Genomic DNA, 11,437 nt, shown 5'->3' with positions numbered 1-11,437 from the left:
GCGCGCGGCCGCTCTTACCGCCCCTTGGCCTGAGCATCAGCTCAAGCGAGCTGAGCTTTGTACATAATCAAGAAGTTCGATGTAGCGCTGCGTACTTCGCTGCAGCGCATAGCGCTGCGCGACGCGCTCTCTCGCACGCGCCCCGAGAGCCGCTCGCCCTGCCGATCCGAGTTCCGCTAGCTGTGCCCAGCCGCGCACCAGCGCGCCTGGCTCGCGCGGTGGTACGACGATGCCCGTGTCGCCGACAATTGCCGGTGCATCCCCAACCTCGGTGGTGACGCAGGGCACTCCGCAGGCCATTGCCTCCGCGAGAACATTAGGGAACGCGTCCCCCCAGGCGGACGACATGCAGGCGACGTCCAGCGCGCAGTTGAACGCGACCGTATTTTCAAGGCGTCCGCATCGGACCACCGCCTTGTTCAAGCCGTATTCAGCGATACCTCGATCGATGATCTCGTCGTCATCCGTACCCTCACCGGCAAGTAGAAAAAGAGCGTTCGGGTGGTCGGCGACGAACGACGCAGCGGCGCGCAGAAAATTGTCGTGATCCTTCATCGGATGGGCGCGAGCTGCCAGCCCGATCACGAACGCGTCGTAGTCGATGCCCACGTCGCGTCGGAACTGAATCACCCCGGGATTACCGGAGGCTCGTGGGTTTGAGTCACGCCACTTTGGCGGACTCGGAAAGTGTGGCATAGAAGTCTTCTTCAGCCTCGGCCGGCGGGATATCGCCGATCGGCCCGAACAGGCGCTGCTGATTGAACCAGTCGATCCAGTCCAGTGTTGCGAACTCGACCGCTTCGAGATGACGCCACGGGCCCATCCGGCGGATGACTTCCGTCTTGAACAGCCCGATTACGGTCTCGGCCAGGGCGTTGTCATACGAGCTACCAACGCGCCCGACCGAGGGCTTGATGCCGACCTCAGTCAGCCGCTCGCTGTAGCGAATCGACAGATATTGGACACCGCGGTCGGTATGTTGAATCAGGCCCTTGGCGGGTTGCCGGTCATGGATGGCTTGCTCGAGCGCATCGAGTACGAGACTCGTGTTGGGCGCGCTCGATGCACGCCAGCCGACGATGCGTCGGGCGTACGCGTCGATGACAAAGGCGACGTAGACAAAGCCGCGCCACGTCGCAACGTACGTGAAATCCGCCACCCAGAGCTGGTTGGGCGCATCCGCCGTGAAGTCCCGACGGACGTGATCCTCGGGGACGGCCTGGCGCGGGTCAGCGCGCGTCGTGCGAGGCGCACACCCGCGGGTGACGCCCTGTAGGCCCATATCCTGCATCAGACGCTCGACCGTGCAGCGGGCGACCTGCCATTGGTCTCGCTGTAGCTGGCGCCAGACCTTGCGCGCCCCGTAAACGCACTTGTTGGCCTCCCAGGTCTGCTGAATCGCCTCACGCATTCGGGCGTCGCGCTGTTGGCGAGCGGATCGGCGCTCCGGATTCGCTTGTCTCAATTTGGCGTCGTAGTACGTCGACGATGCGATCGGCAACACCGTGCAGATCGGCCCGACACCGTAGACGTTGCGGTGATCATCGATGAAATCGATCATCACTTGCCTCGGCGGTCGAGCTCCGCCTGGGCAAAATATGCGGATGCCTTGCGCAGGATCTCGTTGGCACGCTTGAGCTCGCGATTCTCGCGCTCGAGCGCCTTGACGCGCTCGCGCTCTTCGGTGGTCTGGCCATCGCGCAGACCGCGATCACGTTCGGCCTGGCGAACCCAATGGCGCAGCGTCTCAGGTGTGCAGCCGAACTTGCCGGCGATCGAGCCGATTGCGGCCCACTGCGAGGCGTACTCGCCCTGATGATCGAAGACCATCCGGATCACGCGATGACGGACTTCCGGGGAATAACGTTTGCTCTGTTTCATGGCTCCAGTTTCTCAAGAGTTGGAGCCTCCGACGAACCCGGGGCGATTCAATTCTGTTTATAAGAAGCGAGTTTGGCCTCGGAGGCATCAAGCTCGGACTTAACCTCTGGAAGCTTCTTCTCAAGGAACTGAATGCTCTGTTCCGCTTCTTTGGATTTTGCTTCTACGTTCTGCCTTACATAGTGCTGCAGGACGGCATTCACTTTCTCGGTGATGCCTGACGGACTACTCCCAGCCAAGGCCATCTCGACGATGCCGGTCATTTCGCCCTGCTCTGCAATCTGCAGGCTGCTACCAAGCGAATCGACGACCGAAAGCCAGTGATTGCGCTTCACCGAGAATTCCGTGGGCGGATTGGAAACCATCAGATCCCGCACGAAAAGCTCAATATCGCCGCCTTCCTCGGTTCGTCCAGTCGCCTTTTCGCCTGTCTCCCCCTCGAGCAACCGCTCGCCTTCAGGCCCGAAAAGGACAAACTCGCCGCCACCCAGTGCCCGCAGCGTGAAATTCTTGCCCTTCAGAGCGTCAGGCACCTCGAAGCGAGTGACCGAGATACCAACCGGCGACCAGGCGAAATTAGAGAACCACGAACCGGCATCTTCATCAACTGCATCCTCAGCCGGCGGCCCCTGCTCGCGGCTACCCGCAACCAACCCGCCAATATAGGGAAAGTGGTTGGCGGACGTGCTGATGGTCATCCCGAGATCGTTCACGGCCTTGCCGACCACCGACCGAGAGCGCATGATGCTGATCTGTGCCTGTGCCGGGCTCTTGCTACCCCCTCCGGCGAGCTGAGAGATATCGCTCGTCAGCCCGTCAAGCGGCGATGTACTTTCAGGCTGTATCTCCACCAGTGCATCCGTGCGATAGATGGACGGCGTCGTCAGCAAGTAAAAGACACCCAGCAGTATCGCCACCAGCACGAAAGCAGCGATTGTCCAGCGCCCGCTACGCAGAAATCCCCATAGGCGCGGCAGACTGACTTCGGATTCGTAGCCGTCGCTGGAGGCGGACGTGTTCTGCGAAGGCAGATTCGCAGTGCCGGTATGAGTGTCTTGCATACGTTCAGTAGTCTCTAGAAGTCAGTCGTTGTCCGTCAGGATCAGGAGGTTATCCAGCAAGTCGTCCAGTTCCGGCACCAGTTCGTCGATCGCGCGGTTGAACGGCACCAAGGGCGCCGAGGCCGCAAACACCACGTCACGCGGATTCAATCGGAAGCGCGTGGCCAGGATGAAGCCCTGCGGCGAATCCAGGTCCACCTTGTAGACCTTGGGTCGGACGATGATGGCGTTATCGTCGCTGTCACCGGCATCCACGGCGCGCTCGTGCACGAAATCCCGCAGCACATAGACGGTCTGCGCCTCGCCGCTTTCCGGCACCACACCGCCGGCATCAGCGATCGCGTCGATCAACGAAATGCCGCCGCTGGAGTACGGCACCGCGCGCTGAATACGGAATTCGCCGACCATGAAGACCTGGTCGTTATGATCGTCGATCCGCAGACGATCACCGGGTTGCAACGAAACGGTCTCGCCTTTTGCGTACAACTCATTGAGGTTGAGGCGGCGCATTCTGCCATCGCGAAACAGTATGACGCTATCCACGCCGACCGTGCGGATCCGGCGCTCGTCTTCCGGGGAAATCGCCGTCTTATCCTCATCCTGGCGCGCGTAGCGCTGAACATCCGCGCTCTCGCGAGCCAGCAGCGCCAGCGTGTCACACTGATTCAGCGCCTCGAGCACGGTAAGTTCGACGTCGGTTACAGGCACCGCGCACGGCGCCGCCTCCTCGACCGAAACATAGACGTATTTGCTTCGGTACTGAAGCATCTGGATATCTACCGCGGGCTGCGTGATCACACCCGCCAGGCGCCGGCTCACGGCTTGCCGAAGCTCTGCGAGCGTGCGTCCCCGCGCTTCGACCTGCCCCACATGCGGCACGTATATCGTGCCATCGGCGGATACCGGCTGCCCTCGAACGAATCCACCCTTGGTCGCCCTGACCCCATCGCTCTCGATCAGCGGGCTGGGCGCCAGCGCCGGGCCACCCGCGGTGTCGCGTTCCACCAACCAGGCCAACATAGGGCCCGGGTTCCCGGCAGACTCACCGGCGCGACCAGGCGGGCCGCTGCCACTGTCAACGCCGGGCCCGGTCCCAGCGCGCACGCCGGCCCCGGAGGCAAACCCCGGGTTGTTGAGTTCCGGGTAGCCGTAGACGATGACCTTGATGAGGTCACCGACACCCAGTCGATAACTTTCCCGCTCCGGCGCGGCCGGATTCCCGGTCGGAGGACGGCGCAGTTCGGCCGCACTCACCTTCATATCGTGGTGCAGCAATTCCGGCGTGACGGATACCAGGCGCGGCTTGTAGACGACTTTCTGCTGAGCGGCCAGATGTTCGTCGTAGGTCACCACCGACGAACCGGACATTCCCAGCAGACCACGTCGCTCGTTCACACGGCCCTCGTAACCGGGCAGCGTACCGCAGCCCGTGACGGCCACCATGAGGGCACCGATGAATGCGAGCCGCATCCATCGGCAACACGGCCACGTGTCGATGGACACAGCGATCATCGACAGATACGACGCTGACTTGGGAGCAGCGACGGCACGCAGGCCGAGCGCGACCCGCAGACGGCGCCCGGCGCAAAAGATATACGCCGCCGGGCCGCAGACGCACCTGTGCTGTAACGCCAGCCCGTCGTCGACGCCCATGCAGCTGCCGTTACTGCCGGGCCGTGGTTGCTATGTCGCTTGTCTCGCACGTTCAGCGTTTCCGTATCCGCAAGCATCGCTCATACCGAGCCGGCGCCGCATCGAGTGCGACACCGGCTCGACCGACTCTCACGCGACCCGATTAGTCGTCCCTGGCGCGGTCATACAGCAGATAGCTGCGGAACAGCAGGTCCAGCGACGGCGTGATCAACGCGAGCGCACGGTTGAAGTTCACGAGACTGGCCGGTGCGGCAAAGACCACATCCCGGGGCTCCAGCCGGAACCGATTCGCAAGCAGAAAACCACCGACCGAGCTCGCGTCGAGCTTGAAGACCGTCGGTCGCACCTTGGTCTTGACGCCGCCATCGGCGCTCTCCTCTTCATCCACGAACCCGCGGATGACATAAATGGAGCTCGTATCGGCGGTCTCGAGGTCGACACCGCCGGCATCCGCGATCGCGTCGCTCAACGACATGCCGCCGGTGGAATACGGCAGCGCCGTCTGCTCGGTGAACTCGCCGACCATGAATACGCGGTTGGCGCTGTCGTCCACCAGCAACCGGTCACCCGGACGTAACGGGATCGGCTTGCCGGATGAATAGATCTCGTTGAGATCCAGCGCCGTGGATTCGCCGTTGCGAATCAACACGACGTTCTGAACGCCGACACCACCGCCTTCTTTACTCGCCAGGGTGTCGCACTGGTCCAGCGCCTGCAGCACCGTGAGCGTCACGTCGGTGATCGGCACGGTGCAGGGTTTAACGATATCGCCGGAAATAAACACCCGCTGACTGCGGTACTGCACCACCCGCACGTCGACCTGCGGCTCGCGGATATAGCCCGCCAAGCGCCGCGACAGCTCGCGGCGCAATTCCTGAATGGTCATGCCTCCGGCGTCGACTTCGCCGGCGTAGGGGAAATAGATCGTACCGTCGGCGCTGACCAGCTGCCCCTGCATGCCATCGCTGGAGCCACTGCTGCCCGTCGGGTTGGTCAGGTCGGGCTGCCCGAACACGATCACCTTAAGAACATCGCCCGGGCCGATGGTGTAGTTCTCGACCGTCGACGGGGCCGCGGTCACCTGCTGCTGCTCGGCGGTCAGTGAATCGTTCTCGCGCTCGCGCACCTGTCGCTCCAGCAGGCCCGGCGTGATCGACACGATACGCGGATCGTAGTCGACTTCCTCTTCGGGCACTTCAGGATAGGTACGCTCTTCGTCCGAGCCGAACTCGTACCAATGCCCGCTATCCGAGATATCGGAACGGTAACCCGGCAACGCACAGGCGGTCAGGCCCGCGGTCGCCAGAGTGGTCACCAGGATGCCCCGAAACAGCCGGCTCGCCCGAGACTGGGCCGCCGGCCCCCCATGAATGCCGTTTTGCATGCGTAACTCTTTCTTGCTTGAGATCACGATCTTCGACCATCGTTGCCGTGCCGCTCGAGACACGAAAGAAACCGGGTCGGGTCGACGGCACCGGTTCGCTTGAGCATCGACGCCGCCGGTGGGCGACGGTCTCGGGCCCCGTGGCCGACGAAACCCATCATCCCGGAACCAGACGCTGAACCCAGTCCGCCACACAGGGCTCGAGCTCGGCGTAGATGTGCTCGAAGAACTCCTCCGAACGCTGATACGGATCGGCGATGTCCTCACCGCCACGCCAGTGGCTCAGCAGAAACACCCGCCCCCGGCTCTGCGGGAACCGCGTCGTCAGCCATTGACGCTGCCCCTCTTCCATTACCACAACGAGATCATGGTCGCGAATGATCTGTTCGTCGACCTGCCGGCCGCGATGCGTTTCCAGAGCCAGGCCTTCGCGTTCGGCTATCCGGGCGGCGGGATCGGGCATTGTCCCACCGACCACGGCGCCAATACCGGCAGAAGAGACGTTCAACCGCGGCGCATCGCGGCGAAACAGGCCTTCCGCGAGCGGGCTACGGCATATGTTGCCGGTACAGATTACGAGGATGCTCTGGAATTGCATAAACCGGCCAGTCTTCCATTCGATTCAGAATACACGCACGCCGCCGGGTTCGAGTCACACCACAGCCGGCGAGCGCGCGTCTTGTCCGGACCTCAAGGCCTGGACACGATCAATCAATTGTCGCAGTACCCCGCACGTCGCCCAGCTGATCGACGACCCGCACGTCGGTGTAATCCCCCTGGGGCAGGCGCAACACCACACAGGGCGCCACCAGGGCCTGACTGACCGCCGCGTCAAGCCGCGGCGCCGACCACGTCATGCCGATGGTGAGCGTGTCATCCTCGATAGCCGTCTTGTCGCGGTCCAGATCTATACCGTAGCCGCCGGTCGGGCGCTGCCCCATCTCCACCACGAGTACGCCGCGATCCGCAGCCAGATCGGCATCGAATTCCTCGATGCTGCGATAGGCAATCCAGTCGCCGAACCGTGCGGAGTCGCCAAAGAACACGGCGTCCGAGTCCTGGGACGGCGTACCACAGTAGCGGCTCTCTTCGAGAACGCGCAGGCTGTCACCACGCTGAAACGGATTCAGGCTACAGGCCGCGAGCAGCGTGAGCGCCACGCCACAAAGCAACATTCGCGTCATTACGGAGATTCCTGGGGATTCGGACATTGCTGGGGCCAGCGGCGTAGCCTATCACGCCGATCGTATTTCGCGCCGCGGGGCCGAATCGCAAGGCTGCCACACCGAAAACCGAGCCCGACTCAGCCGTCGCCGGCCGTTTCGACCAGACCGCTCTCGATATAGTCGTTGGCCAATAGATACGCCACGATCTGCTCCACACACTCGTCGACACTCGACTCGCCCGTGCGGATATGGATCTCCGCCTCCTCGGGCGGCTCGTACGGCGCACTGATGCCCGTGAAATTCGGGATGCTGCCCGCGCGGGCCCGCTTGTACAGCCCCTTCGGATCGCGCTGCTCGCAGACATCCAGCGGCGCATCGACATACACCTCGACGAAGTCGTTGTCGCTGCTAAGCGCACGGGCCATTTCCCGATCGCGCCGGTAGGGCGAGATGAAGGCGGTGAGGTTGATAACGCCCGCGTCGCGAAACAGCTTGGCGACCTCGCCGATCCGGCGGATGTTCTCGATACGATCCTCCGGCGAGAAGGCCAGATCGCGATTCAGGCCGCTGCGGACATTGTCGCCATCGAGCCGATAGGTCCGGCAGCCCATGCCGTGCAGGCGCTCCTCGAGCGCGACGGACACCGTGGACTTGCCCGAGCCGGACAGCCCGGTGAACCAGATCGTGAAACCGCGGTGGCGGTTCAGGATCTCACGCTGGGGGCGTTCGACCGTGCCCTGGTGCCAGACGATGTTCGTGCTCTTGCTCTCGCTCATGCCCTACCTTTCACTGCGTGGCATACGACGGCGCGACAGGCCGTCTCGTGACGTGTGTTCAACCGATGCGTTCCGACAACCGCTCCAGCACCCTCGCCGCCGGCGCGCGCATTATGGCATGACAGAAGCGTGAGATATCCGTCGGCTGCGGGTTGATCTCGATCGTGCCATAGCCGCTCTGCCAGGCTTCACGCACCGGCGCGGCGATGTAGGGAAACACGGCCGTGGTGCCGATGCTCATCACCACATCGAAGCCGTCGGACAGCGCCCGCTCGTAGCGCGTGACGGCACGGGCGGGCAGCATTTCGCCGAAGAGCACGACATCCGGCCGTAGCACGCCTCCGCAGATCTCACAGCGCGGCGGCAGCGCACCGAGCCCGGCGTAGTCGTCGACGCGTGTCCGATGACGACAGGCCACGCACGACAGACCGTGGATATTGCCGTGCATCTCGATGACGTCGTCGCTACCGGCGATGCGGTGGAAGCCGTCCACATTCTGGGTCAGCACGCACAGCCGCTCGAAACGCGACGCCCATTCGGCGAGCACGGCATGCCCGCGGTTGGGCGCGGCACCCCGGCAGGCGGATTCGATCTGGGCGATGTACTTCCACGTCAGCGCCGGATCGCGTTCGAACATGGCGCCCGAGAGGGCGTCCTCGATCGCCACGCCCTCCTCTGTCCGGTCCGTGTCGTACAGACCGCCGATGCCGCGATATGTCGGCAGCCCGGAGTCCGCCGACATGCCCGCACCGGTGATCACGAGCACGCGTTTCGCGTCCCGCAGCAGGCCTGCGGCCCGCTCGAGTTCGGTGTGATCGATCGACGCATCGGCCTGTCGCCGACGCAGCGCCTGGAACGGCATCGTCTTCGGCCCGTCCGGTGGAATGCTGCGCCGAGTGTGCCGCATGCGTTCGGGTGCGCCAACACGCGGCGCGGACGATGGCCCGCTGCGGCCCTCTGCAGCGAGACGATGACGGGAACGGCGCCGGCCCCGCCATCCATTCATCCCGCGTCTGCGTACGATCGAGGCATCAGTCATTGACGGCCCGGCGCGGGCCTTAAGGAGCCTTGAATGTCCAGCGTCCGCAATCTCGTCATCGTGCTTGGCGACCAGCTCGACCCGACGCTGTCCGCGCTCGACGGCTTCGACACCGAACGCGACGTCGTCTGGATGGCGGAGAACGAGACCGAAGCGACCCACGTGTGGTGTCACAAGAAACGCCTGGTGCTGTTCTTTGCCGCCATGCGCCATCACCGGGATGCGCTGCGCGACCGCGGTTTCGAGGTGGACTATCACGCGCTGAGCGCCGATCGCCGCCGCGACAGCGGACGCGGTCTCGCCGACATCCTCTCGGCGCGAATCCGCATCCACCAGCCGAAACGCCTGGTCATGACCGAGAGCGGCGACCACCGCGTGCAGAGCCTGCTGCAGGAGTGCGCGGACCAACACGATCGGGCCCTCCAGGTCCGGCCGGACCGCCACTTCTACTGCGACCCAGCGGCGTTCGACGCCTGGGCGGCCGAGCGCCAACGCATCGTGCTCGAGGACTTCTACCGCGGCCTGCGCCGCGAGCACGACATATTGATGAATGACGGCGAACCCGCCGGCGGCCAGTGGAACTTCGACAAGGCCAACCGCGAGACCTTCGGCCGTCAGGGCCCGGGCGCGCTGCCGCATGTCCGCGCCTTCCGTCCGGATGCGTGCACCCGCGACGTCATCGAACTGATCGAGACGCGCTATCCCGATCACCCGGGCCATACCGACGGCTTCGACCTGCCGGTGACGCGTGACGAAGCGCGGACCGCCCTTGCCGATTTCATCGAACACCGCCTGCCCGTCTTCGGCCCCTACCAGGACGCGCTCTGGACCGGCGTGCGCTTTGCCTACCACTCGCGACTGTCGGCCGCGTTGAACCTGCACCTATTGGACCCGCGCGAGTGCGTGGACGCCGCCGTCGCCGCCTACGAGGCCGGCGACGCGCCCATTGCCTGCGTGGAAGGCTTCGTGCGACAGATCCTGGGCTGGCGCGAGTTCGTCCGCGGCGTTTACTGGCGCGAGATGCCCGGCTACGCCGAACGCAACGCGCTGTCCGCCGACCTGCCGGTCCCACGCGCCTATTGGGACGGCGATACCGACATGACCTGCGTGGCGGACGCCATGGCCAATGTGCTGGACAACGGCTACGCCCACCACATCCAGCGCCTGATGGTGCTCGGCCTGTTCGCCCTGGTGGCCGGCGTGAACCCGCGCGCGTTCAACGACTGGCACCTGGCCATGTATCTGGACGCGATCGACTGGGTTCTCACCCGTTAATGCGGACACTTCAAAGAAGGCTCATCATGGGCCGGCAAAAGGAGTGTTATGCCACGCAAGAAGTACAGTGCCGAGTTCAAGGCCGAGGCCGTCGAACTCGTGCGATCGTCATCAAGCAGTGCGAGCGCGGTCGCCCGCGATCTCGGGCTCAGTCCGACCATGCTCAACCGGTGGTGCCGCGAGGCCCAGCGTTCGACGAAGCCCGTATTTCAGGGCAGCGGCACGCCGCGTGATCAAGAGCTCGCTCGCCTCAAGCGCGAGCTGGCACAGGTGAGAAAGGAGCGCGATTTTTTGCGCGACGCGGCAACGTACTTCGCCAAGGGATCGTCGTGAGGTACGCGACGATCCAGCGTTGTCGCTCGGATTATCCTGTCCAGCTCATGTGCCGCTGCCTGAAGGTCTCGACCAGCGGTTTCTATTCTTGGGCCAACCGGTCGCCGAGTCCTCGGGCTCGCGCCAATGCGCGGCTGACCGAGAAGATCCACACGCTGCATCGCGACAGCGATGGCGTGTTCGGTGCACCGCGGATTACCGAGACGCTGCAGTTCGAGGGCGAGACCGTCAGCCGCAATCGGGTGGCTCGACTCATGGCCATCAACGGTCTCCAGGGTATCCCGCAGCGGCGGCGTTGGCGGGCCGAGCCTTCCGGCGATCGGCCGACGCATGTGCGTAATCATCTCGAGCGCGACTTCGTCGCGCTCGAACCCAACACGAAGTGGGTGACCGACATCACCTATATCCGGACCGCTGAAGCCTGGTTATACCTGTGCGTCGTCGTCGACCTCTATAACAAAGCCGTGGTGGGCTGGTCGATGAGTTCTCGACAGACCCGTGATCTCGTACTCAAGGCCGTGCTGATGGCGCTCTGGCAACGTGAAACGCACGACGAGCCGGTCGTGTTGCACTCGGATCGAGGCACGCAATTTACGAGCGACGACTACCAACGCTTTCTACGTGGCCACAACCTGATTTGCAGCATGAGCGCGGTCGGCCACTGCGGCGACAACGCTGCGGCCGAAGGCTTCTTCGGCATACTCAAGCGAGAGCGCGTGAACCGGCGGCGCTATCAGACGCTGGCCGAAGCCCGGACCGATGTCTTCCATTACATCGAGCGCTTCCATAATCCGCGTCTTGATTATGTACAAAGCTCAGCTCGCTTGAGCTGATGCTCAGGCCAAGGGGCGGTAAGAGCGGCCGCGCGC

11 protein-coding genes and 1 other annotated feature are annotated in these 11,437 nt (G+C 63.8%); of the genes, 2 read left to right on the top strand and 9 right to left on the bottom strand.

Translation table 11 applies throughout. From position 1 onward, the window contains the following. Positions 1-36: 36 nt before the first annotated feature. The 9 genes from SAOR_RS11990 to SAOR_RS11950 form a co-directional block, all read right to left on the bottom strand. A complete protein-coding gene (locus SAOR_RS11990; RefSeq protein ID WP_185015664.1) occupies positions 37-609 on the bottom strand; it encodes a glycosyltransferase in 573 nt (190 codons plus the stop codon). Positions 610-661: 52 nt separating this feature from the next. Further along, positions 662-1,881, bottom strand: a protein-coding gene (locus tag SAOR_RS11985; protein WP_123631636.1) for an IS3 family transposase whose coding sequence is annotated in 2 segments (ribosomal slippage) — positions 662-1,596 and positions 1,596-1,881 — 1,221 coding nt in all. Because the reading frame shifts where the segments join, the coding sequence is not laid out codon by codon here. Next, positions 1,487-1,603: a sequence feature (AL1L pseudoknot), on the bottom strand. Its footprint overlaps the gene before it by 117 nt. A gap of 47 nt (positions 1,882-1,928) precedes the next feature. Next, positions 1,929-2,942: a Wzz/FepE/Etk N-terminal domain-containing protein gene (locus SAOR_RS11980; RefSeq protein WP_123631635.1), complete on the bottom strand. Its 1,014-nt coding sequence runs from the start codon at positions 2,940-2,942 to the stop codon at positions 1,929-1,931. A 21-nt stretch (positions 2,943-2,963) separates the two neighbouring features. Beyond that, positions 2,964-4,595, bottom strand: a complete 1,632-nt coding sequence (locus SAOR_RS11975; protein ID WP_123631634.1) for a polysaccharide biosynthesis/export family protein — start codon at positions 4,593-4,595, stop codon at positions 2,964-2,966. A 142-nt stretch (positions 4,596-4,737) separates the two neighbouring features. Continuing rightward, positions 4,738-5,979, bottom strand: coding sequence for a polysaccharide biosynthesis/export family protein (locus SAOR_RS11970; protein WP_123631633.1), 1,242 nt, complete (start codon positions 5,977-5,979; stop codon positions 4,738-4,740). 157 nt (positions 5,980-6,136) lie between these two features. Then, on the bottom strand, positions 6,137-6,577 hold the full coding sequence (locus SAOR_RS11965; protein WP_123631632.1) for a low molecular weight protein-tyrosine-phosphatase: 441 nt from the start codon (positions 6,575-6,577) through the stop codon (positions 6,137-6,139). Between the two features lie 109 nt (positions 6,578-6,686). Further along, complete coding sequence (locus SAOR_RS11960; protein ID WP_185015663.1) at positions 6,687-7,163, bottom strand: protease complex subunit PrcB family protein; 477 nt, start codon at positions 7,161-7,163, stop codon at positions 6,687-6,689. A gap of 119 nt (positions 7,164-7,282) precedes the next feature. Beyond that, entirely contained in the window at positions 7,283-7,921 is a 639-nt protein-coding gene (cysC, locus tag SAOR_RS11955; RefSeq protein ID WP_123631630.1) for an adenylyl-sulfate kinase, read from the bottom strand. 58 nt (positions 7,922-7,979) lie between these two features. Next, entirely contained in the window at positions 7,980-8,828 is an 849-nt protein-coding gene (locus SAOR_RS11950) for an SIR2 family NAD-dependent protein deacylase (protein ID WP_245965463.1), read from the bottom strand. 165 nt (positions 8,829-8,993) lie between these two features. Between SAOR_RS11950 and SAOR_RS11945 the strand changes: the two genes are divergently transcribed. Then, the gene (locus SAOR_RS11945; protein ID WP_123631628.1) at positions 8,994-10,235 is read left to right on the top strand and encodes a cryptochrome/photolyase family protein; all 1,242 of its coding nucleotides are present in this window, start codon (positions 8,994-8,996) and stop codon (positions 10,233-10,235) included. 48 nt (positions 10,236-10,283) lie between these two features. Next, positions 10,284-11,401, top strand: a protein-coding gene (locus tag SAOR_RS11940; protein ID WP_123631627.1) for an IS3 family transposase whose coding sequence is annotated in 2 segments (ribosomal slippage) — positions 10,284-10,521 and positions 10,521-11,401 — 1,119 coding nt in all. Because the reading frame shifts where the segments join, the coding sequence is not laid out codon by codon here. Positions 11,402-11,437 lie beyond the last annotated feature (36 nt).

It is taken from the genome of Salinisphaera orenii subsp. orenii MK-B5 (genome assembly GCF_003788635.1).
Taxonomy (GTDB): Bacteria; Pseudomonadota; Gammaproteobacteria; order Nevskiales; family Salinisphaeraceae; genus Salinisphaera; species Salinisphaera orenii.
Note: the sequence above shows the minus strand (reverse complement) of the source record. Positions and strands in the feature narration are given on the sequence as shown.